18 protein-coding genes are annotated in these 23,536 nt (G+C 56.2%); 11 read left to right on the forward strand and 7 right to left on the reverse strand.

The window, feature by feature from the left end:
- Window positions 1-8 precede the first annotated feature (8 nt).
- From ompR to ABNH10_RS12730, 3 genes are all read left to right on the forward strand, one after another.
- Window positions 9-719, forward strand: coding sequence for an osmolarity response regulator transcription factor OmpR (gene ompR / locus ABNH10_RS12720; protein ID WP_349386285.1), 711 nt, complete (start codon window positions 9-11; stop codon window positions 717-719).
- A gap of 59 nt (window positions 720-778) precedes the next feature.
- Window positions 779-2,098, forward strand: a complete 1,320-nt coding sequence (locus ABNH10_RS12725) for an ATP-binding protein (protein ID WP_349386286.1) — start codon at window positions 779-781, stop codon at window positions 2,096-2,098.
- A 459-nt stretch (window positions 2,099-2,557) separates the two neighbouring features.
- The gene (locus ABNH10_RS12730; protein WP_349386287.1) at window positions 2,558-3,109 is read left to right on the forward strand and encodes an outer membrane beta-barrel protein; all 552 of its coding nucleotides are present in this window, start codon (window positions 2,558-2,560) and stop codon (window positions 3,107-3,109) included.
- 3 nt (window positions 3,110-3,112) lie between these two features.
- On the opposite strand, the gene ABNH10_RS12735 is transcribed toward ABNH10_RS12730, so the two are convergent.
- From ABNH10_RS12735 to ABNH10_RS12745, 3 genes are all read right to left on the reverse strand, one after another.
- Window positions 3,113-4,150 carry an MFS transporter gene (locus ABNH10_RS12735; RefSeq protein WP_349386288.1) on the reverse strand — a complete coding sequence of 346 codons (1,038 nt, stop codon included), beginning with the start codon at window positions 4,148-4,150 and terminating at the stop codon, window positions 3,113-3,115.
- 370 nt (window positions 4,151-4,520) lie between these two features.
- A complete protein-coding gene (locus ABNH10_RS12740) occupies window positions 4,521-5,642 on the reverse strand; it encodes a PQQ-dependent sugar dehydrogenase (protein WP_349386289.1) in 1,122 nt (373 codons plus the stop codon).
- 227 nt (window positions 5,643-5,869) lie between these two features.
- A complete protein-coding gene (locus ABNH10_RS12745; protein WP_349386290.1) occupies window positions 5,870-7,069 on the reverse strand; it encodes a lytic murein transglycosylase in 1,200 nt (399 codons plus the stop codon).
- 194 nt (window positions 7,070-7,263) lie between these two features.
- Between ABNH10_RS12745 and ABNH10_RS12750 the strand changes: the two genes are divergently transcribed.
- Complete coding sequence (locus ABNH10_RS12750) at window positions 7,264-7,914, forward strand: potassium channel family protein (RefSeq protein WP_349386291.1); 651 nt, start codon at window positions 7,264-7,266, stop codon at window positions 7,912-7,914.
- 56 nt (window positions 7,915-7,970) lie between these two features.
- On the forward strand, window positions 7,971-9,272 hold the full coding sequence (locus ABNH10_RS12755; protein WP_349386292.1) for a TrkH family potassium uptake protein: 1,302 nt from the start codon (window positions 7,971-7,973) through the stop codon (window positions 9,270-9,272).
- 29 nt (window positions 9,273-9,301) lie between these two features.
- Here the strand turns inward: ABNH10_RS12755 and ABNH10_RS12760 are convergent, their stop codons facing one another.
- Window positions 9,302-10,231 carry a YihY/virulence factor BrkB family protein gene (locus ABNH10_RS12760; RefSeq protein WP_349386293.1) on the reverse strand — a complete coding sequence of 310 codons (930 nt, stop codon included), beginning with the start codon at window positions 10,229-10,231 and terminating at the stop codon, window positions 9,302-9,304.
- 505 nt (window positions 10,232-10,736) lie between these two features.
- The gene (locus ABNH10_RS12765; RefSeq protein ID WP_349386294.1) at window positions 10,737-11,099 is read right to left on the reverse strand and encodes a SpoIIAA family protein; all 363 of its coding nucleotides are present in this window, start codon (window positions 11,097-11,099) and stop codon (window positions 10,737-10,739) included.
- A 74-nt stretch (window positions 11,100-11,173) separates the two neighbouring features.
- On the opposite strand from ABNH10_RS12765, the gene creB reads away from it, so the two are divergent.
- The 3 genes from creB to creD all read left to right on the forward strand — a co-directional run bounded on the left by creB (window position 11,174) and on the right by creD (window position 14,884).
- Window positions 11,174-11,839, forward strand: a complete 666-nt coding sequence (gene creB, locus ABNH10_RS12770; RefSeq protein WP_349386295.1) for a two-component system response regulator CreB — start codon at window positions 11,174-11,176, stop codon at window positions 11,837-11,839.
- Entirely contained in the window at window positions 11,836-13,245 is a 1,410-nt protein-coding gene (gene creC, locus ABNH10_RS12775) for a two-component system sensor histidine kinase CreC (RefSeq protein ID WP_349386296.1), read from the forward strand. The genes creB and creC overlap by 4 nt, the downstream gene beginning before the upstream one ends.
- Window positions 13,246-13,498: 253 nt before the next feature.
- Window positions 13,499-14,884 carry a cell envelope integrity protein CreD gene (creD, locus tag ABNH10_RS12780; RefSeq protein ID WP_349386297.1) on the forward strand — a complete coding sequence of 462 codons (1,386 nt, stop codon included), beginning with the start codon at window positions 13,499-13,501 and terminating at the stop codon, window positions 14,882-14,884.
- A 404-nt stretch (window positions 14,885-15,288) separates the two neighbouring features.
- Here creD and ABNH10_RS12785 read toward each other — a convergent pair whose 3' ends face one another.
- A complete protein-coding gene (locus tag ABNH10_RS12785; protein ID WP_349386298.1) occupies window positions 15,289-15,939 on the reverse strand; it encodes a TetR/AcrR family transcriptional regulator in 651 nt (216 codons plus the stop codon).
- 134 nt (window positions 15,940-16,073) lie between these two features.
- Between ABNH10_RS12785 and ABNH10_RS12790 the strand changes: the two genes are divergently transcribed.
- Both ABNH10_RS12790 and ABNH10_RS12795 read left to right on the forward strand, forming a co-directional pair.
- Complete coding sequence (locus ABNH10_RS12790; RefSeq protein ID WP_349386299.1) at window positions 16,074-17,273, forward strand: efflux RND transporter periplasmic adaptor subunit; 1,200 nt, start codon at window positions 16,074-16,076, stop codon at window positions 17,271-17,273.
- A 13-nt stretch (window positions 17,274-17,286) separates the two neighbouring features.
- Complete coding sequence (locus ABNH10_RS12795; protein ID WP_349386300.1) at window positions 17,287-20,355, forward strand: efflux RND transporter permease subunit; 3,069 nt, start codon at window positions 17,287-17,289, stop codon at window positions 20,353-20,355.
- Between the two features lie 178 nt (window positions 20,356-20,533).
- On the opposite strand, the gene ABNH10_RS12800 is transcribed toward ABNH10_RS12795, so the two are convergent.
- Window positions 20,534-21,760: an alkaline phosphatase PhoX gene (locus ABNH10_RS12800; protein WP_349386301.1), complete on the reverse strand. Its 1,227-nt coding sequence runs from the start codon at window positions 21,758-21,760 to the stop codon at window positions 20,534-20,536.
- 673 nt (window positions 21,761-22,433) lie between these two features.
- Here ABNH10_RS12800 and ABNH10_RS12805 point away from each other — a divergent pair.
- Window positions 22,434-23,495 (forward strand): transporter substrate-binding domain-containing protein, encoded by a 1,062-nt coding sequence (locus ABNH10_RS12805; RefSeq protein ID WP_349386302.1) that lies wholly within the window; start codon window positions 22,434-22,436, stop codon window positions 23,493-23,495.
- The last annotated feature ends 41 nt before the right edge of the window (window positions 23,496-23,536 follow it).

Consider the following 23,536-nt stretch of genomic DNA (forward strand, 5'->3'; position numbering starts at 1 on the left):
GAGGCGCCGTGAGCGAACAACAAGACAAGATTCTGGTCGTGGATGACGATGCGCGACTGCGCAGCCTGCTGCAACGTTTTCTCGAAGAAGCCGGCTACACGGTGAAGGCCGTGGGTGATGCCGAGCAAATGGACCGTGCTCTTTCCCGCGAGTTGTATTCACTGATGGTGCTGGATTTGATGCTGCCCGGCGAAGACGGGTTGTCTATCTGCAGGCGTCTACGCGAAGCTGACAACGCCATGCCGATCATTATGCTCACCGCCAAGGGCGATGATGCCGAGCGGATTGAAGGCCTGGATGCCGGGGCCGATGATTACCTGCCCAAGCCCTTTAATCCCAAGGAGCTGAATGCCCGCATCCGCGCGGTGCTGCGCCGCCATGTGCGTGAATTGCCCGGAGCGCCCAGCAAGGAAGAAGGATCGGTGACGTTTGGCCCTTGGCTGCTGGATTTGGCTAACCGCACGCTAACCCGCGACGGTGACCCGCAAAGCCTGACCACGGGTGAATTCGCCGTGCTTAAGGCGTTGTTGCAAAATCCCCGCGAGCCGTTGACCCGGGACAAGCTAATGAGCCTCGCCCGTGGGCGCGAATGGTCCGCCATGGAACGCTCTATCGACGTGCAGGTGTCACGCCTGCGCCGCCTGCTGGAAGACGATCCCTCCAAACCCCGCTACATCCAGACTGTTTGGGGTGTGGGGTATGTGTTTGTGCCTGATTGAGAGCCGCAACACGCCTCGCGCACATGTTGTGTGAGGCGTGTTGCGTGTAAGCTTCCTTGATGACCCTCTATCCTCGTACTGCTTTTGTTCGTTCCGCCATTGTGGTGGGGCTGGTGATTGGTATTAGTCAAGCTTTGACGTTGTGGTTCTTTGCCCGTAACGCCTACCTGCCGGGTATCCGTGAATACGCTCGCCTGACGGTGTTGCAGGCGGAGCTGGCGTTTGATGATTCGCGGGCGGCGGCGGATGCGGACCTGGCCGAACGGTTGGGCCGTGCCACCGGAATTACCGTGGCGATTCCGGAAAAACTTCACGATGGCACCATGCTGTTGTCGCGCCCGGTGGTGGGGCGTTTTCAAGAAGAATTGGAAGGGATGCTGGACGAACCGGTGACGGTGCGGCTGGAAGACAACCGGCAACCTGTTGTGTGGGTCAATGCGGCGTCGTTTGGCAAGCAATGGGTGCGCGTGCCGATGGCGTTCTTCCGGGATTACGATCGCTACCTGCTGTTGGGCTGGGGCGTGACGGTGCCTTTGCTCGCGATTATCGGTGGCTTGCTGATTGCCAGAGGGCTGAATTTACCGTTACGTCGGCTAGCCAAGGTGGCTTTGAAAGTGGGGCGTGGTGAAGCGGTACCGGTGTTGGATACCAGCACCGGCCCGGATGAAATTCTGGCGGTAAATACTGCTTTTAACCGCATGATCCGTGATTTGCAGCATGCCCAGCGAGATCGAGCGTTGTTGCTGGCCGGGGTGTCTCATGATTTGCGTACCCCACTCACGCGCCTGCGTCTGTCGGCGGAGTTCATGCAGGACGAAGAGCTGGCAAAAGGCATCATCGAAGACATTGAGGATATGGACGCGATCCTCGATCAGTTTATTTCCTTTATCCGTGATGGCGCTGATGAGCAGCCGGATTTTGAAAACCTGAATGATCTCATTCAGGAAGTGGCCGGCAAGTATTCGCCGGAACAGTTGCGGTTTGACCTGGATGACTTGCCCCGGCTTATGCTCAAGCGCCTGACCATAAAGCGGATGCTGGCGAACCTGGTGGGGAATGCGTTCAAGTATGGAGCTTCACCGGTGGAGGTGCGCACTGCCGTGGCCGAGAACAAGGTGTTGCTGACGGTGCGAGATCACGGCCGTGGTGTGCGCGAAGAGGATATTCCGTTGTTATTGCAGCCCTTTTCTCGGGGTGAAAAGGCTCGCACCTTGAGTGGCAGTGGGTTGGGCCTTGCCATAGTGAAACGGATTGTGGATATGCACCACGGTGAGATCCGCTTAGCCAACCACCCCCATGGTGGGCTATTGGTTGAAGTGCGTTTCCCGGTAACCGGTAAGTTCGTGCAACCCGAGCCCTTGTCCGCTGGGGTGAGGTAACGGTTGCTGGTAACAAAAAACACACCTTCGACGTGCCGTTATAGGCGCGGGCGCAAAATTCGCGGCACAGTAATCATGCACAGAGCCAATGCCAAATGGACTTGGGCGAGGTCGTTATGAATGCCCCCATAACGCGGCTATCGCCACGGTGAAATATATTTTCCTTCAGTCTTTATTTGCTAGCTTAATCGTCGCCGGTTGCTGCTGTGAGTGCCGGTAGTCTGTTATGGCACCTGCGCCATGAGGGCTTTGAACCCCACGTCTGGGCGCCTTTTTTCGATTCATGTACATCTTTCAGACGCGAGGCGCCTCATGCCTCACGCTCGATGTCAGAAGGAAAATACCCGAAGCCGAAACCTATCGCATAGCGGTTCTTCTTGCAGTTTTAGCCTTGGGGTTTTAGATCTAATATTAGTGGCGTGAAGCGTAAGGCATTACGCATCAACCTAGGGAGCGACCATGGTAACGGGATGGAAAAGTCTATTCGGACTGGCAGCGGTATGGGCGATGGCGAGCACGCCGGTGTGGGCCAGCAATGCCCCCGTGTTGCCCGGCTATGCCGGTGTACAATTCAACCTGCTTGATCAACAGGTGGTCGCTGGGGACGATGCTCAGCCGCGCAGCGTTCAGGCGGTGTGGGGCTGGCAGTACAGCACTCTGATCGGGCTGGAAGCTCGGCTCGGCTATGGTGTTGGTGACGATGAGGGTGGACTTGACGCTGCCCGGGTGACGGTGGACCCGCAATGGCTGGTGGGTGGTTACTTGAAAATGGGGCTGAGCTACCGCTTGCCGGTGTCGCCCTATCTATTGTTTGGGCATTCCTCGGTGAAGCGCGAGATTACCGTGGCCGGTGGGGACACCGAAGAGGACGTGGCCAGCGATCCTTCTTACGGTATGGGAGCGTCGATCAAGCTTAACGAACGCAATGCCCTGACGGTGGAATGGCTACACCTGGATGACGACGATAATGACCTGACCACCGTTAACGTGGGTTATTTGTTCCGTTACTGAGCGTCAGTCTGTGCCGGCCGATATTGGGTTGGCCGTGCCAGCGTTACGCTTTTCCAGGCTGCGGCCGGCCAGAAAAATCAGCAACCCGCCCATCGCCAGTGCCGGCCCCAACGCCATGCTGGTGCCCACCAGCCCCACAAAGAGTATGCCCGTCAGAGCCCAGTTAGCAGCAAAGTAAAAACCGATTTGAATCAGGGCGCACCAGATCAGTATCAGTGCAATGGCCCGGAGCAGATTACCGTCGGCTGCGCGGGCGCCGGCAAAGTTACCGATGATGGTACCGATACCGAAAATCATCAGTACCATGGGGCCCCAGCTTTCAGCCATACCTGCTTGTTCGGTGAGGGTGGGCATCACATAGCTGAACACCGAGAACATGCCGCCGAAACCGATACTGGCGACCCCCAGTGTAAATAGCACCCGTTGTTTGACCAGTGCCGACAGTTCACGGCGCGGGCTGGCGTTAGGGTCCGGCGTTTGCACAGGCACCCAAAGGCGGATCAAGGCCGCGGTGCAAAGTGCAATCACACCCACACCAATAAATGCTATTTCCCAACCAAACAGATTGCCTGCCCAGGTGGCCAGCGGCGCGCCAACCAAGATGGCAATGGTTAGCCCGCTCATTACTCGGGCCACGGCTCGGGCGCGCATGTGGTAGGGCACCGCCGAGGCTGCCACCAGCGCAGCGACGCCAAAGTAGGCGCCATGGGGTAGCCCGGCGAGAAAGCGCAGCCCCACAAAGGCCCAGAAATCGGTGGCCAGGGCGCTGGCCATATTGCCCACCGCGAACATCAGCATCAAGGCGATTAACAGGCCTCGCCGTGGCAGGCGGGCGGCCAGTGCGGAAATCAGCGGGGCGCCCACCACTACTCCTAATGCATAACTGCTGATGGCATAGCCCACATCCGCGACCGGCACCTGCAAGTCGGTGGCAACGCGCTGCATCAGCCCCATGATCACGAACTCACCACTGCCAATACCGAAGCCGCCGAGAGCGAGAGCCAGGGAAAGACGAAGCAAGCGACCGGAGTCGGAGAGCATAAAGGCTCCTGGAAATGAAAGCGGCTGATGAGAGGGGGATGGTATTATCGACATGTGAACAGAATTCATTCTAGCATGTCAGTGATGCGATCCGGGATGAGCTGCGCGAAGAAAAGGTTCGCCACGCATTTTAGGGAATGATATTAACGCAATGCCCCCCTCACAATGCTGTGCCAAGAGTTAAACGCCACGCCCCGTTACCGTTGCCTGACGAAAACCGTTAGCGTGGCAGCACCTGTGCTTTGACGTGGCCGCGCTGCGCCGGCTTCCTCATCATGCGGCCATGGCTCTGCCTTTTGCCGCACATCACGCTGGGCATGCAAAGGGCATTTCAACCGTGTGTTAGCGAGTAACGTTCCGCGGTGCTCTTTTACTCTGCCGGGTTCAGTTTCAGCAGCTGGCCATTGTTGCTGTCGGTGAGCAGATACAGGTAACCGTCTGGGCCTTGGCGCACATCGCGGATGCGTTGCTTGCGATCCTGCAGCAAGCGGACTTCGCTGACCGGTTGCTGACCATCAAACGCCACCATGTTCAGATGCTGGAGTTTGAGAGCGCCGTTTGCTGTGTGACCTTCCCAGTCGGGGTAGCGACTGCCGGTAATGAAGGCCATTCCAGAAGGGGCGATGGAAGGAGTCCAGTGCAGTAGTGGCTGGGCGTAGCCTTGTTTCTCGGTTTCACCAATGCTGGGGCCATAGTACTCGCGACCATAGGTAATCACCGGCCAGCCATAATTGACGCCGGGTTTGACGACATTGATTTCATCCCCGCCGCGGGGACCGTGTTCGTTCAGCCAAGGCTTGCCGGTCTGCGGATGCAGGGCCAGCCCTTGGGGGTTGCGGTGACCCCAGCTCCAGATTTCGGTGGCGTTATCGGGCTGGCCAACCAGCGGGTTGTCTTCCGGTATCCGGCCATCGTCGTGCAGGCGAATTACGCTGCCAGCGGGGTCTTGTGTATTTTGGGCGCGTTCGCGTTGCCCGCGGTCGCCAATGGTCAGAAACAAGTAGCCGTCGTTATCAAACAATATGCGGCCACCAAAATGTTTGGCCGTATCGGTGCAGGCGGCCTCTGCTACATACACGTCCTGGAAATCCGTGAGGGTGCCATTTTCGTAGCGGCCATAACCCACCGCGGTAGTACCGCCTTCCTCGCCGCAAGGCTTGGCGTAGCTCAGGTAGAGGCGCTGGTTATTGGCAAAATTCGGGTGCGGTAGCACATCGAACAGACCCCCTTGGCCGATGGCGGCCACCTCCGGCACGCCTTCTACGGTTCCGCCTTGTAGGGTTCCATCCTTGACCTGGCGCAGCGTGCCGGCCCGCTCCGTAATCAGCCATTCGTCATTGGATAAAAACGCCAGGGACCAAGGGTGGTGTAGGCCATCAGTGAGTGCTGTGACGGCAGCACTGTCATTGCTTTTTGGGGCCAAAGTGGCGGTATTGTCGGCACAGGCACACAGACTAAAAATGGTAAGCGTGATGGTGGTCAGTGATCGCATGACGGTTTCCCTTATTCAGACAAGCTAGAGCATGCCATGCTCGGCATGAAGGATAAAACACCGTTATTAGCCCTGCCTTTGCCCAGGTCAATGATGCTGCTGTATCCCGTACCGGGGGCGCATGGCTCGACGGTTGAAGGTCTTTATTCCAATGTTAGCGGCCAAGGTGCTGGCCGCAGTGTCTTGAGTTAGGTGGTGCGGATTGGGTGACAGTCGTTTTGGCGGACTCAGTTGTTCTCGAAAATGCCGATATGGGCCAATACGTTGCGGTCTGGAAAACCGTCGGCGACCATGCCGTTGGCCTGCTGGTAACGGCCGATGGCCTTGCGGGTGCCTGGGCCCATCAGGCCATCTTCTTCACCCGCATCGAAGCCTTTTTCGTTCAGGGTCTGCTGTACCCGGGTAACTTGTTCTCGGGTTAGGCGTGGCGCGGGTACCGGTGCTTGGGCCAGTTCGCCGCTACCGGCGATACGGTCAGCTAGCCGCCCCACGGCAATGGCGTAAGACTCTGAGCGGTTCCAGCCCATGATCACGCGGAAATTCTGGTAGGCAAGGAAAGCCGGGCCGTTATGGCCGGAGGGCACAATCACAGCGGCCTGCATGTCCGCCTGTGGCAACGGCTGGCCGTTGGGCATGGTAATGCCCATGTCAGCCCAGTCGCTCAGAGATCGCTGGTGGCTGAACCCGGTTTGTTGGTAGTCGAAGGATTTGGGCAGGCGCACTTCACGCCCCCAGCGTTGTTCGCGTTCCCAGCCGAGCCCTTGCAGAAAATGGGCGGCTGAAGCCAGCGCGTCATCGGTGGACTTCCACAGGTTGCGTTTACCGTCGCCGTCATGGTCCACCGCGTAGCGCAGGAAGACCGCGGGCATGAATTGGGTCTGGCCCATGGCGCCTGCCCAGGAGCCTTCCATTTGCCCGGCCTCGACGTCGCCGGCCTGAATGATACGCAAGGCATTGAGTAGCTCGCCGGAGAAATACTCTCCACGACGGCCTTCACAGGCCAGGGTGCTCAGGGAATCCAGCACCGGAATGCTGCCAAGGAAGCCGCCATAATTGGTTTCCAGCCCCCAAAAAGCCACCAGATAGTGACCGGGAATGCCGTATTCACGGGTCAGTTCTCGTAGCAGGGGCTGTTGTTCCCGGTATTTCTTGCGGCCGGTTTCAATGCGCGTTTCGCTGACCCGGCGGGTGTAATAATCGGAAAAGCTGCTGGTGAATTCCGGCTGGCTGCGGTCCAGTTCAATGACCCGCTCGTTCAGTTTTACGGTGCTTAGGTTACGGCTTATCACCTGGGCGGGGATGCCGGCCTCATCGGCCTGGGCGCGTAATTGGGCCATGCATTGTTCAAACTTGGCATTATCCAAGGCATAGGCATGGTTGGCGAGCAGAGTGCTAATGGCAAACAGGGCGGCGCGAATCAAGGGCATGAGGTCTCCACCGTCATAGGGAATCAGTCCGGATAATGCAGCACAAAGCATAACGCTGTTGCTGCCCAGTTGTGCCAACAAAACCGAAAAAAGAGGAAAAACGGTTTCCTTGTGAGTTAGCCGGGCCGCAATGACAGCGACAAATAAAAGGTGCAGACTTTTGCTTTCGCCCCGGCTTCAAGGAAGGAGTGCCAGTGAAGCATCAGTATGCTGTGATCGGTTTGGGTAGTTTTGGTTCCACCATTGCACAGGAGCTCACCCGCTTGGGGCATGATGTGATGGGGATAGATATTGATGGTGAACGGGTGGGGTACTATGCCGACAGATTGTCTCAGACCCTGATTGCGGATGGTACCAGTGACAAGGTGATTGCCGAGCTGGAGATGAGAGCCTTTGATGCGGTTGTGGTGGCCATTGGTGAAAACCTGGAGGCCAGCATCCTGACCACCCTGGCACTAAAAAGTGCGGAGGTAGAGCAGGTGTGGGTGAAGGCGATCAGCGAGCCCCACCACCGAATTTTATCGCGGCTGGGCGCCAACCGGATTATTCACCCTGAGCACGAAATGGGTATTCGAGTTGCCCAGACCATCGTTCATCCGGAAATGCTCGATTATATTTCCCTAGGGAATGACTGGTTGGTGGTGGAAGTCAAGGTAGACAAGCGATTTGCGGGCAAGGCGACGTCTGAATTGCCTTTGGGCGATGACGAGCTGCGCCTGGCGCTGGTTAAGCGAGGGACCCAAGTCTGGCAGTCGCCCTTTGAAGACTTCCTGTTGCAAGAGAGAGACCAGTTGGTGCTGATGGGCACATTGAACGACCTGTTGCGGTTTTCTAAAGCGCAATGAGGCCCTGGTTCGCTCGCCGACTCGGGGCGTCCCGCTCCCATATCCACAAACCGCTGATGTCACCGCCAGCGGCGCTGGCGGGCAGTTTTTGTCTGTTAATCGTGCTGGGCTCTTTGTTGCTTAAGTTGCCCATGGCGACCCATTCCCCGATTAGTTGGTTGCAGGCGATGTTCACGGCCACTTCGGCGGTGACGGTAACCGGCCTGTCGGTGGTGGATGTGGGGAGCCAATTTACCCTGTTCGGGAAGTGGGTGTTGTTACTGCTGATCGAGGCGGGTGGCATTGGCATTATGACCTTCGCGGCGGCCACTTTGTTGGCCATTGGGCACCGCTTGGGTATTGGCGAGCAGCAGCTTATTCGTGATTGCATGAATTATAGCCGGGTCAGTGATATTGCTTGGCTAATCCGCCGGATTCTGGTCGTGGTTGTGGTGGTGCAGGCAGTGGGCATGGCGTTGCTGATGTGCATCTGGGTACCTGCGCTGGGCTGGGGGGACGGGACCTTTCACAGCCTTTTCTATACGGTGTCGGCCTTCAATAATGCCGGCTTTGGCCTTAGTGCCGATAGCCTCACCAGCTGGGGCGGCCACTGGGGTATTGTGCTGGTCATTACCGCCATGATTATTGTCGGGGGGCTGGGCTTTACGGTGCTGGCGGATTTCGGCAAAGGCTGGCGCTGGCGAGGGTTATCGTTGCACAGCAAGCTGATGTTGGTGGGTACAGCGGTGCTGTTGTCGGTAACGTTAGTGTTTTTCATGCTGGCCGAGTGGAATAACCCAGGCACCCTGGGGGGCATGAGCCTCAGCAACAAACTGGCAGCCTCTTGGTTTCATGCGGTCACCCCACGTACTGCCGGGTTTAATGTGGTGGACATGCGTGCTTTGTTATTGCCGACCAGTTTGCTTTATCTGCTGCTGATGTTTATCGGTGCGGGCACCAATTCCACCGGTAGCGGGATCAAGGTCACTACCTTTATGGTCTTGTTGTTGGCTACCCGTGCTTTTTTGCGTGGCCGCCCCCTGCCAGTGATTTTTGGCCGGCAGATTTCCTCCACCTTGGTGTATAAATCCCTGGCGATTACCTTTATTGGCTGCGGCATATTGTTCGTGGCCTTGATGGCGTTGTCGGTCACCGATGCGCAATTGGGATTCGAGAATCTTGTGTTCGAAGTGGTATCTGCCTTTGGCACCGTGGGGTTATCGCGGGGTATTACCGATGAGCTGTCTTCAGCGGGCCAGTGGGTGATTATGCTGGTGATGTTCGTGGGGCGGATCGGTCCGTTGACCCTGTCATTTCTGTTGACGCGACCTCGCCAACCGGTGGTGCGTTATCCGGAGGGCGAGGTGTACATTGGTTAGCGCGCTTCTGAATATGTATTGCTGACGAGTTATTGGGCGGGCAGATCAATCTGCTGACGCTTTACCCGGATAGCGCTGCTACGCGCCACGATTTTCATACTCCTTGCTTCGCAATGGGCGCGGGTGAATGCGGCCCCGAACAGCAGGATCATGGAGGAGAAATATACCCACATGAGCAGTACCACCAGAGAGCCGGCTGCGCCGTAAGTAGACGCCGTGGCGGTGTGGGCTAGGTACAAGCCGATTAGCGCGCGGCCCACAGAGAACAGAATGGCGGTGATCAGTGCTGCTGGCATTACTGCTTTCCAATCCAGCATTACATCGGGCAGCACCTTGAACATGGTGCCAAACAGCAGACCGATAACCACCAGTGAAACCGTCATTTCAAAGATCACCACCACACTACTATGAATCGGTAGCCAGCCTTCCGCGTAGACGATGATCGCTTGCACCACTACGTTTAGAAGGAGCGAAACCAGCAGTACAAAACCCAGAGAAACGACCACGGTGAGAGACAAAAGCCGACTTTTGATCAAGGCCGCAATGGTATTGCGTGACGGGCGTGGCATTACTTCCCAGATGGCATTCATGGAGCGCTGCATCTGGGCAAAAACTGTGGTGGCGCCAATGATCATCACTAGTAAGCTGAGCAAGCCGGCGAGCAAGCCTTGGCGGGGCGTTTGAGTATTGGCGATGGCGTTGCGCACTTCGTTGGCGGCTTCCGGGCCGATAGTGGCTTCCAGCTGACCGAGAATTTCTGCCATGGCGGCATCGCTGGTCATCACCAAGGAGATGACTTTTACCGCCAGAATGATTACTGGGGCAAGAGAAAACAGGGTAAAGAAGGCCAATGAGCCGGCATAGCTTACGGCGTTACCCTCCAGCCACAGAATTACACTGCGCTTGAGAATGCCGAACCAGTAGAGGAAGGAGTCTTTCATTGGGCTACCATCGTCCATGAAGTCGCTAGCAGTGTAGCAGGGTAGAAGGGGAAGTCTTGGATTCAACCGCCAAGCATAACAGTGAGTTTTAATTCTACACCGTAAAATGCCTCGTGAGGTGTCCGGTGCCCTGGGCACTTGGCAGGCCGTTGGTATTCTTGATGATCTCCTTGCCACTTCGAGCCAAGCGGGCCTTGCGTACTGGCGCTGTAGGGCATCATGGTACGGGCTTGATTAAGGTGTCTAGCCGGCGTTTGCATCCGCTACGATAGCCTGGCGCTTTCGGTAAGGCGGGCGGCAACACAAGTGTTGAAACGCCCCTTCTGCTGCCGCGCTATTGCTGACCTGATCTGGGTTCCACTGTTATTCCATTGGATTGCACATCGCTTTCCAGAGGCAAGCCAGAATTCGGATCCCTCGTTAGCTTTTTCTTGCCTTGGCTCGGGCGCTAAAGCCCCTTGAGGGTTGCCGTCAAAATCACGCCCGCTTTACTTGACGTGCACTTCGCCATTGCAGCCAAAACCTAGCGTGTCAGCCAGCTCATTGCGTCGCTCTGTTCCGCCCATTCAAAGGCTTTTACCTCGCCGGGAATCAGGGCGCTTGCTTGCTGTACGACATTGCTGATCCAGTCGTGGCTGGTGACGACGGCGATGCGGTGCCAACTGAGTGGATGACGCAGGCCGACCAAGGCATCTTGCAGCATGGCTCCGGCTGAGAAATTCTCAAAGGTGGGGCCGATTTCGTAGAGCAAGTTGATTTTGTCGTGCTGGCTCAGAGCGCCTTCGATGGCGGGGGCCAGCACTTTGCGGTAGTCCTCGGCGGTGAGTTCGCCGTGGGCGCTGACACCAACGGTGTCTCCGGGAAGATTGTCGATCAGTTCCAACATAAACAGCTCCTTGGCATGGGAACACTTTCGTGGTCTGGTTATCATGGCATGGTTACCGGCTAGGAATATTTCAAGTGCCCGCTGTACTAATCGTAGAAGATGAGCCCCGGCTCGCTGAGCCGCTAATGTTTGCGCTGGAGCGGGAACATTTTGCCGTGACTCACGTGACGCTGGGTGAGGACGCGCTGGATGCGGTTAACACGCAACCGTTCGATCTAATGGTGCTGGATGTGGGCTTGCCGGACCTGAGTGGCTTCGAGGTGCTTAAAACGCTGCGTCAATACAGCGCGTTACCGGTGCTGTTCCTGACTGCCCGGCAAGACGAAGTGGATCGCATTCTGGGGCTGGAGTTGGGCGGTGATGATTACGTGACTAAACCGTTCAGCCCCCGCGAAGTGGTGGCACGGATTCGCGCTATTCTGAAACGCACAGTGGCGAAACCCGGCGCGGATAGTGAGCCGCTCTGGCACGTGGATGCTAGCGGCTGTCAGGTGCTTTTCCGGCAGGCGCCGCTATCATTAACCCGTTCCGAATACCGTATTTTAACCGCTCTGGTACAGCGTCCCGGGCAGGTGTTTAGTCGTGCCCAATTACTGGATATTTGCGACAGCGATGAAGACAGCTTCGAGCGTAGCGTGGACACCCACATCAAAACCTTGCGTGCCAAGTTGCGCCCGCTGAACGGTGAGCATTTGATTGTTACCCGGCGCGGGCTGGGCTACCTGCTGGACAGCCCATGAAGCTCGGTCAAAGACTGTTGGTTTTTTATTTTCTGATCCTTGGCTTGGTAGGCTGGTTTGTTCTCGACCTGGTATTTGGCCAGGCGAAACCACTGGTACGTCAATCGGCGGAAGAAACGCTAGTGGATGCGGCCAACCTATTGGCTGAAATTGTGGCGAGTGATGCACGCAACGGCGTTATTGTGATCACCCCGGCATTGCGTGATGCCCTTAATCGCTATGCCGGGCGCACCCCGGATGCGGATATTTGGGGATTAAAGAAAACGCGTATTCACACCCATGTGTATATCACTGGCCCTACCGGAACGGTGCTATTTGATTCCCTGGGCCGGCATGCAGGTGAAGACTTTTCTCGCTGGAACGATGTGCACTTAACTCTGCAGGGGCGCTATGGTGCCCGCACCACACGCAGTGATCCACAGGATCCATCCTCTTCAGTAATGTATGTGGCTGCGCCAATCCGTGACCGGGGTAGTTTGATTGGTGTGATTAGCTTGGGTAAACCCGGGCGAGCCATTGAGCCTTTTGTGCAGCGTGCAGAGCGTTATTTGATGCTCTATGGAGGCTTGGCTCTAGGTTTTTGCTTAATGTCGGGAGTCTTGCTGGCCTGGTGGCTCAGTCGGCGGGTGAACCGATTGCGCTGTTATGCTGAGGCAGTGGCTAACGATGAACGACCAGCGCCGCCGCGCTTTCGCGGCCGCGATGAAATCCGGGATCTGGCCGATGCCGTTACCGCCATGCGTCGCCGCTTGGAAGGCCGAGCGCAGTTGGAAGATAAATTGGCTTTGCTCACCCATGAAATGAAAAGTCCGTTGGCAGCGATTCGTGGCGCCGGTGAGATTCTGGCGGAGGAAGTGCGGTCGCCTGCGTTGCATCGATTTACCGACAATGTGATCCATGAAAGTCAGCGATTAAGTGACCTGCTGGATCGACTGTTGGCCATGGCGAGGTTGGAAAAACTGGAAAGCCTGCCAGATCGAAAAAGTGCGGTGACGATTTTCGGGCTGGTGCAAGAGTGGCAACATAGCCGTTATTCGCTGATAGCAGAAAAGCAGTTGGACGTCAGCGTGAATGAGGGCGTCCTGCAGGCGGAAGAGGAAACCCTCAAGCTGGCCCTGTTCAACCTGCTGGATAACGCTGTGCGTTTTGCCCATCCAGAAACCTCTCTCACTGTGCGCGTAGAAGGCAGCACCCTGACCGTGGAAAACATCGGCCCGGCTATCCCTGACTACGCCATGCATCGCGTCACTGAGCGCTTCTACTCCCTGCCTGCTCCGGGCCACGAGAAAAGCTCCGGTTTGGGGCTGGCCATGGTGAACGAAATCGCCAGCCTGCACGGCGGCAGCCTTGCACTGGCCAACACCGACAGCGGCGTCCGTGCCACCCTGACAATTCCACAGCGCTAAAAATACGTTTCGTAAAGTGTTGCTGCAGTGCCCCTCGAAGAAGTTAAAAATGGGAGGGTTAATGTTGAAAAGCGAGGAAAGGCAGGCGCATTCTTGTGGGCTGTAAGATCCGCTCTATTGGCTGGCTCGCGATTTAAATCTTGAACTTTCAGCGCGTAATCACACCCCCCCCCCACACAATCCTCACAAAACCTACAAATGAGTTTCGCACACTGGTTTCTCATATGAGGGAGCGACCTGTGGGAGAGAAACCATGCGACCCAATTTGTTATTGAAGATGTTCACCATTGCCGGGTTGATGTTGGTGCTGGTGGTGCCGCTATTAATGATTCAGGGGAAAATTTCTGATCGTAGTGCAGAAGCGTTACATGTTAAACACCAGATCAGCCGGCAGATCAGTGGCGAGCAGCAGATTAGTGGGCCATTGATTGTAACGCCTAGAATCCGGGAGCAGTTGGTGGAAAAGCGTGACTGTCACAGCGGTGAAACCTGTACTGCCATTGAGCAGCGACGTGTGTTGGATAGCCAGGTTCCGGATCTCTTGAGTATCAATGGTGATCTGCAAAGTGAAATGCGTTACCGAGGTATTTATGGGGTGCCGGTGTACCGAAGTGTATTGCACATTGAAGCAATGTTTCCGGCTAACTGGAAGGCAGTGAGCGAGCCGGAGCAGGTGGTAGCGTCACAACCGCCGTTACTGTTGCTGCGAATTGAAGATTTACGAGGGCTGGTTGAGCGTCCCCAAATTTTGGTCAACGAGGTGCGGGTGCCGTTGATAGAAGCAGAGCTGTTACCTGAAGGGGTCGGGAGTAATGCGGTAGCGGTAGCGCTGCCTGATAATTTGAACGGCGCGTTCACTGTCAAGGTGCGTTTAAATCTTAACGGTACGGAGTCACTCGGCGCTTTGCCGCTAGCAAAGGAAACGCGCATGACATTACGGTCGGATTGGCCTCATCCCAGCTTTGAAGGCTTGGTATCGCCGGTGGAGCGGGAGATTAATAACGAAGGGTTTACCAGCCAGTGGCGTACCAATAATTTAGCGGCAGCCAGTGTGATTCACTGCGCTCAGGGCGGTGCCGTCTGCCGTAATCACGGGCAGGCATTACAGGTTCGCCTAGTACAGCCGGTGACCGGGCTGCTCTCCAGTGAGCGCGCGCTGAAGTACAGTTTCTTGATTGTGGGGCTAACTTTTGCGGCATTCTTTCTTTTTGAAGTACTGCGCAGGCATCCCTTGCATGCTATGCAGTACTTGCTGGTGGGGTTGGCGCTGGCGATGTTTTATCTGTTGCTGGTAGCGCTGAGTGAACATATCGATTTTATGTTGGCCTATCTGGTGGCAGCGGTGTCCTGTTGTATGCTCATCGGCATCTATCTGATGGCGGTCATGGGGTCTTTTAAAACGGGCTGGACCTTTGCTTTAAGTTTATTGCTGGTGCAAGGATTGATCTACGGCATTCTCATGGCCGAAGACTATGCATTGCTACTGGGGGCGTTGTTATTGTTTGCCGCGTTAACGGTGGTGATGACAGTCACTCGAAAACTGGATTGGTATGCCTTCGCCGATCCTGCCAAGACTGCCACTAACGCGGGCTTCAACGCCGCACGATCTCAGGAGAGCAGCGGCGCCAACGCGGGATAACACAGGCGTTGGTATATGGGGTGACCTGGATGCGAGCAGCAAAACGACGTCCTGATCACTGCCCGCGTTTTCTTGGGCGGGCCTTGTGTGCCGTCCAGCAAGCTCAGGGTGATCGCGCGGTGCCTGGGGGCGTCGTCGAGGCAGGGCATTCTTTTACGTGGCCGCAGTGGCGTAGCAGCTGCCTTTGCAAAGGTCTCGCATGCTTAGCCTGTAAGGCGCTTTTAGCGGCCCGGAGAGGTACACGAAATCAGACAAGACCGCAAAGGGGTCGCGCCCATCTGTCATGGTGGCGGACGACGTTAAACGACTGGCCGGTCTCAGTAGTGGATTCGGAGAGGAATAGCATTTCTCTCCTGCCATTCCTTCAATTTTGCAATGAGCCTTGGTTTTATCGTTAAACGCGATTATTGCTCTTCTTTTCCGTAAGCCCGCAGAAACATATCTACAACTTGTTCGGCATGGGGTTTCGCTTCGCTGGCTGTCATGGGCGCATTGCAGCCGATCATCACGCGCATGTGCTCACAGCCTTGCAGCAAGCTGAAGAAATTCTCTGCGGCTTGTTTGGGGTTGTCCGCCTGCAGTAGCCCAACCTTATTACCGTTGCGAACCAAGTTTTCCATGGCGGTGACGGTACGTTGTGGCCCCGCCTCGAAAAATAGCTGTGACATGGCCGGGTCTTGTGCGGCCTGGCTGGTCATTAGTCGCTGTAGTTCAATGACCTTGGGTGTATGAATCAGTTGTAGAAAAGCCAGGCTGATCTTGGTCAGGGTGGCGCGAATCGTAAGATGCGGTTCCAGTGCGAAGATCGGCATGGGAAGCAGGTTGCGACATGTCGTCTCAATTGCTGACGAAAATAACGTTTCTTTGTCACTGAAATGGCTATACACCGTGAGTTTGGAGACGCCAGCCTGCTTGGCCACGGCATCCATGCTGGTGCCGGTAAACCCATGCCTAAGAAACAGCGTTGTGGCCGCCTTAAGGATGGCGGTGCGTTTCGCCGGGTCTTTGGGGCGCCCGCGGGGGGGAGGCTGATCAGGGGAAACAGTGTTGGTCATATTTCAATACTGGACGGTTCAGTTTAATAAAATTACTATACTGCCGAGTATAGCATGCCGGCAAGTTAAGCCCGGCAGAATTCGCATATTAAGCGGAGCCGCTTAATGAGGTGGGATCAATGAGGGTGCCTGTCATGTTTCGTTCTGTATTGCTGCCGGGGTTGGTTGCCACGGGAGTGGCGGCGGGGGTGTTGTCCTTGCAGGGTTGCTCTGAGCCCGAGCTCGAAAAAAAGGCGGCTGCCCGCCCGGCGCTGGTGGCCCAGCCTCTCTCGGCGAACGCCACCCAGGATGTATTTCCCGGAGAGATTCGCGCCCGCTATGAGCCGGAACTGGGCTTCCGGATCGGCGGCAAGATCAGCCAACGGCTGGTGGATGTGGGCGATCGTGTGAGTGAAGGTACGGTTCTCGCCAAGCTGGATACGAATGATGTCAGCTTGAGGCTGGATGCTGTCCGTGCCCAGATGGCTTCTGCTCAGGCTGACCACAAGTTGGCCAACAGTGAACTGGAGCGTTACCGCGAGCTGATGGAGCGCAATGTGATCAGCCGTTCCCAGTTTGATTCATTCGAGAGCCGTTTTGACGCCAGCGTGGCGCAATTGCGTCAGGCACGGGCCAACCTGAACGTGGCCCGTAACCAGGCCGACTATGCCTCGTTGAAAACTCCCCGTGATGGCGTGATAGCACAGCGTTTGGCCGAAGCTGGTCAGGTCGTTGCAGCAGGGCAGGCGGTGTTTGTGCTGGCCGTGGACGGCGACCGTGAAGTACGTATTGATCTGCCGGAACAGGATGTGGGCCACTTCAAAATTGGTATGCCGGTGGGCATCGAATTGTGGTCCAGGCCCGGTCAAGTGTTCGAAGGAAAGATTCGGGAATTGTCCCCGGCAGCAGACCCTCGCTCACGGACCTTTGAAGCTCGGGTCGCATTTGAAAATACCTCCGTTGGCGCAGATCTGGGCCAGTCTGCCCGGGTCTTTGTTAGCGGTGCGGCGAATGCCGACATTCTTAGTATCCCGCTTTCGGCATTAACGGCAGAAGGCGACGCTACCTATGTGTGGGTGGTAAAACCAGACACGCTCACACTGCATAAGACACCGGTGGACGTGGGGCCCTACCAGGAAGAGGTGGTGCCAGTGTTGCGAGGTTTGCAGGCGCAGGATTGGGTTGTCAGTGCGGGTACACATCTACTGCGCGAAGGGCAGACAGTCATTCCGGTGGACCGCCAGAATCGTCAGCTGGACCTGAAGCAAACGCCACCGGCGGCGCAATCAGAGGCCACCAACGTTACCGAGCCCAATAGTGAAGAAGAGCAAGCAAATCCGGACGCGGACCGATAAGGGGAGTATGAATATGTCATTCAACCTCTCCGAATGGGCGCTGAAAAACCGAACGCTGGTGCTTTACGCCATGATTCTGCTTGGTGCTATGGGGGCGATTTCCTATGCCAACTTGGGGCAAAGTGAAGATCCGCCTTTTACCTTTAAACTGATGACCATCAACACGCTTTGGCCTGGAGCCAGTGCCGAAGAAGTCTCCCGGCAAATTACCGACCGGGTGGAAAAGAAATTAATGGAGACGGGTGATTTCGAGCGGATTACGTCCTATTCGCGGCCTGGTCAGTCGCTGGTCATGTTCAAGGCCCGGGATGACATGCGCTCCAAGGAGATCAGCGATCTCTGGTATCAGGTGCGCAAGAAAATCGGTGATATTCGCCACACCTTACCCCAGGACGTGCAAGGCCCTTTTTTCAACGATGAATTCGGTACTACCTTTGGCAACATTTATGCGTTGACGGGCAAGGGGTTTGATTATGCCATCATGAAGGACTACGCCGACCGTCTGCAGCTTGCCCTGCAGCGAGTGGACGACGTGGGCAAGGTGGAATTGGTCGGCCTGCAAGATGAAAAAATATGGGTGGAAATTGCCAACACCAAATTAGCATCCCTGGGCATTCCGTTAGTCACAGTGCAGCAAGCACTGCAATCACAGAACGCCGTGTCAGAGGCGGGTTTTTTTGAAACACCCAGCAGCCGTGTTCGCCTTCGGGTAACCGGTGAATTCACCAGCGTGGACGATATTCGTAATTTCCCTATTCAAGTGGAAAACCGCACGTTGCGTTTAGGTGATATCGCCAGTGTGTATCGCGGTTTCAGTGATCCACCACAACCTCGTATGCGCTTTATGGGGGAGAATGCCATTGGTATTGCCGTTTCCATGAAAGACGGCGGGGATATTCTCAAACTGGGTGAAAATTTGGCTAGCGCCTTTGCCAGGCTACAAGAAAGTCTGCCTATTGGCATGGAGCTTCGTCAGGTGTCAGATCAGCCCGCGGCGGTAGAAGCCGGGGTGGGAGAGTTTGTTCAGGTATTAATGGAGGCGCTGGCGATTGTCTTGCTAGTGAGTTTTTTCTCGTTGGGGTGGCGAACCGGGTTGGTGGTGGCATTCTCGATCCCGCTGGTGCTGGCAATGACTTTCGCGTCGATGAAATATTTCGACATTGGATTACACAAGATTTCTCTTGGCGCGTTGGTGTTGGCGCTGGGGTTGATGGTGGACGATGCCATTATCGCAGTGGAAATGATGGCGATCAAAATGGAGCAGGGCTTCAGCCGCATCAAGGCTGCCGGTTTTGCCTGGAACAGTACCGCCTTCCCGATGCTGACCGGTACCTTGATTACAGCGGCAGGCTTCCTCCCTATTGCTACGGCCCAGTCCAGTACCGGCGAATATACGCGTTCCATTTTCCAGGTGGTTACTATCGCTCTGCTGGCATCCTGGATCACGGCGGTGGTGTTCGTTCCCTACTTGGGTGAGAAATTGCTTCCCAGTCTGGCTCGCCGTGACGCCAGTGGCGATGTTCATGACCCCTATCAGAAACCCTTCTACCGCCGCTTTCGCAGTTGGGTGGAGCGGTGTGTGCGGTACCGCAAAACGGTGATTGGGCTGACCGTGGGCATTTTTGTGTTCTCTATTTTTTTGTTCAGCGCTGTTCCTCAGCAGTTTTTCCCACCGTCGGGCCGGCTTGAACTCATGGTAGATATGAAGCTGGAAGAAGGCGCATCGCTGACGGCGACACAGGCCAAAGCCCTGCGCCTGGAAGTGATGCTTGGTGAAAACGATATGATTGAAAATTATGTGGGTTACATGGGCAGCGGCTCGCCACGTTATTACTTGTCGTTAGATCAGAAGTTGCCTACTGCTAGTGTTGCTCAGTTTGTGGTGCTTACCCGTAATGTGGATGATCGCGAGCAAGTGCGCGACTGGTTGATGGAGACTCTTGACCGGGAATTCCCGGCGGTACGCACGCGGGTGTCGCGGTTGGAAAATGGTCCGCCGGTGGGGTACCCGATTCAGTTACGTATTTCCGGTGAGCATATTCCTCAAGTGCGTGAATTGGCTCGGCGTGTCGCTGAGAAAGTGCGCGACAACGGCCACACTGCCAATGTGCACCTGGATTGGGAGGAGCCCAGCAAAGTCGTGCGGTTAATCATCGATCAGGACCGGGCGCGTACGCTTGGCATTACCACTTCAGATTTGTCTACCGCGTTGCAAGCCTCGCTTTCTGGCGTGGTGGTCAGCCAGTACCGTGAAGACAATGAACTGATTAATGTTGAAGTTCGCGGTGACAGCCATGAACGGCATGCGCTGGGTCTGCTCGGCAACCTTGCAGTGCAGACCTCCAGTGGCCGTAGTGTGCCGTTGAATCAGGTGGCGACACTGGAATCCGGGTTCGAAGAAGGGATTATCTGGCATCGTGACAGGCTGCCCACGGTGACCGTATTGGCTGATGTCAAAGGGGATGCGCTACCCGCTACGCTGATGCAGCAAATCATGCCTGAGCTGTCCCAGGTTCAGGCGGATTTGCCACCGGGCTACTTGCTAGAAGTGGGCGGTACAGTGGAGGAATCCGCGCGGGGCCAGAAATCGGTGAATGCAGGGATGCCGTTGTTCATTCTGGTAGTGATTACTCTGTTAATGTTGCAACTGCGCAGCTTCCCGTTGTCGCTGATGGTCTTCATTACCGCACCTCTGGGGCTGATCGGGGTGACGTTCTTCTTGTTGCTGTTCCAGAAACCGTTTGGGTTTGTGGCCATGCTGGGCACCATCGCGTTGGCGGGGATGATCATGCGTAATGCGGTGATCCTGGTGGATCAGATTGGCCAGGATATGGAGCAGGGACTTACTGCTTGGGATGCGATTATTGACTCAACCGTGCGTCGTTTCCGGCCCATTGCGTTAACGGCACTGACGGCGGTGTTGGCGATGATCCCATTGTCACGCAGTGTTTTCTTTGGCCCTATGGCGGTGGCGATTATGGGCGGGTTAATTGTGGCCACGGCCCTGACCCTACTGTTCTTGCCCGCACTGTACGCGGCCTGGTTCCGGGTGAAAGAAGAGCATGCAGATGATGCAACATAACTAACGCTGACTCTGTTACCGGATCGTTTCCGGTGTTCCCCTTGCCCCGGTATTTGCCGGGGCTTTTTTATGCTGTTCTATTCTTGTCGGTGAAGCATGGAGGGGTCTGCAGGCTCGGATAGTCTTGGGTTTTATGAAAACATCGCTATTCGCTGGATGGCTGAAACGGATCTGGGGTTTACAGTTTCACGAAATCCCGGAATGGTCCGGTGATTTCATAGGTCATTCCGAACCCTTTGCCACCACCGAAGAGGGCACTGCCGCGCTGGGAACTGAAATACAGTCGATTGCCATCCGGACTGAATGCCGGGCCGGTAATTTCTGAATCCTCCTGTCCGGTGACTTGCAGCAAAGGGGCAACATGGCCCTGCGCGTCGATCACTACGATCTGCATGTCCCCGCCGTCTTCAGCTACCAACACATCACCGCCATTGGATACCGTCAGGTTGTCCACGCCTGTGAGTAAGGGATTGTCGGCGGTGGCGGCGTCGTAAAGAACGCTGAGCTGGTTGAGATTGGTGTCCAGCTGCCAGACTCGATTGTCCCCCTTGGTAGTGAAATAAATCTGGCCGTGGCTATACCAGATGCCTTCACCACCATCGAATGCGGTGCTTTGAGGAAGCTGTTCCCGGGTTGGGGTTTCCAGCAGGGAAGGCGTGGGATTGGGCAGGTCCAGCCAGCTCACGAATCCCTGTTCGTCTACCGCTGCAACCTGAAGAATGCCGTCATCCAGATTCAGGCGGCCATCGCGGTGCTGACCCGCAGGAATAAACCGGTAAAGCCGTCCATCAGGTTCATCCTCTGTGAGATAAAGCATGGCAAATTGATCGTCCACAGCCACTGCTTCGTGTTTGAAAAAGCCCAGAGCTGGACGCGTCTGGGCGGGGTGTTTACCGAAAGGGTCGCACTCATAGACACGCCCGAAATCAATTTCCTCGCAGGATAACCAGGTACGCCATGGCGTAGGCCCCCCCGCACAATTCACGTTGGTGCCACCGAGAATACGGTAGGCATTATTTACGGAGCCGTCTGGATGAAAACGAATAGCGGACACTCCACCGCCCAATAGACTGATGGTTTCGCTATTGGACACATACACCCAGCCGCCATCGTCGGTGGCAAAGGTGGCGCCGCCATCAGGATAGCTATGCCAGCGATAGGGAGTACGGTCCCAGAAACTACGCCGCACCCGTTGCCCCGCCGCCGCGATGCAGCGCGACGAGAATCCGGCGGGCAACCGAATGCCATGCTCGTCGGGTGCCTGTAACTGGCCGATCTGCGCCAGCGACTGGGCGGACAGTGGGCGGCTGATAGAGAGTAGGCTCGGGCCAATAGCCAGAGCGGCCATACCCAGTGAGCCCTTACTGAGTAATTCGCGACGTGACAGGGGGGCCGGTTGTTTCATAAGGTTACTCCTTGAGGTCGATGCATGGGTGAACTCCCGGGGCGGTTGCTCAATGGCAATAAGCCCAAGCCTGAAGGATAAATGCGACAAAAAGGCTGCGGTAATGCGATAACTGCCGAATCAATGAGCGATGTGGGTCACGTTTACGGTAACGACAACCGAAAGTTCATGTTGCAGCGCTCGAATGACCGTAATCGCCAGTGTGTGGTTGCCTGCGCGAGAGCCGCGCGGACACAGCGCACGGTATACTAGTCGGGTGTATCAACGCGTCAGGGAAGTTGAACGGTGGTGCCGGACCCGGACCCGAACCCGGACCCGGACGCAGGTGAGGCAGAGCGGGTGTACCAGATTCTGGCACCGCACTGCGATCTCGGCCGGCAACGCAGACAAGTGCCCACCCAAGCTAGCATTTTCAGCCATGGTAGCAGTGTCTGGCTCTGGTTGAACACGGGGTGTTCGGTGCCAGAGACCGGTGGATTCCGCTGTCCTGCGCGGCAAATTGTCGGGATCATTGCAGCGCAGTGCTCACCGCCATGGGGGACACTGGGCAGAATGCCTTGAGGCTGGCTAGGCTGCGTGAAAAAGAATAAGTTAATCAGCAATAAAAGAGTCGGTGCTCGCGTCAGTCCGTTCTTGGTCTTACGCACTACTGGTAATAAAAAAGGAGAACAGGTTGAATTGCAGAATACTCGCATTGGTCGTGGTTTGCTTATGGGGCCTGGCTTCTACGGTTCAGGCCGCGCCGTTAACGGTGGCTGTAAAAACGTCGCCTCCTTTCAGTTATCAGCAAGCGGGCCGCTGGGATGGTATCAGCGTGGAGCTGTGGGAAAAGGTGGCGAAAAAGGCCGGCTTTAAATATCGGCTGCGGCCCTACGGTTCTTTGCCGGAGATGTTGGCCGCCGTGGAGCAGGGGCGGGCGGATGTGGCCATTGGCGCCATTAGCGTTACCGCAGAACGTGAGCGGCGGCTGGATTTCACCCAACCCATGTTTCGGGCCGGGCTGGGGATTGCCACGCGTAATGAAGCGAGCGGCTGGGTCAGCACCCTGCGTAATCTATTCAGCTGGAAATTCTTGTCTGCCGTGCTGGCGCTGATGCTAGTGCTGCTACTGGTGGGGTTGCTGGTCTGGTTGTTGGAGCGGCGCAAGAATCCGCAACAGTTCGGGGGGTCTGCCAAGCAGGGAATCGGTAGTGGTTTCTGGTGGTCGGCGGTCACCATGACCACGGTGGGTTACGGTGATAAGTCGCCGGTGACCGCCGGTGGTCGATTGCTCGGCTTGGTTTGGATGTTTGTCAGCATTATTACCATTTCCGGGTTCACGGCGGCAATCGCCTCCAGTGTAACGCTCAATGAGCTGCAGTCGCAGATCAATGGTGCGGCGGATCTTCCTCGGGTGAAGGTGGCAGCAGTGGAAGGAACCAGTGGCTCGAATTGGCTGGCGGGTCAGGGCACCTCCTTTGTGCCCTACCCGAATAATCAGCAGGCATTGCGTGCGTTGATGATTGGTGAAGTGGATGCGCTAGTGTCCGATGCACCGGTGATGCGTTACATGTTACGCGAAAGAGGGGCGACCAATGCAATGGTGCTACCCAAGCTAGTGCGCGAAGAAAGCTATGCGTTTGCCATGGCAAACGGTAGCCCGCTACGTGAACAATTGAATCAGTCCATGTTGGAAATTCTGCCAACTCAGGAATGGAGAGCGGTGTTGAATCGTTATCTGGGAGCGGAGCAATGATCTCGGGTTTTCCTTTCTGGCTTTCGGGCCCTTAGGGAAAC

This window comes from Alcanivorax sp., from assembly GCF_040119285.1.
Classification (GTDB): Bacteria; Pseudomonadota; Gammaproteobacteria; order Pseudomonadales; family Alcanivoracaceae; genus Alcanivorax.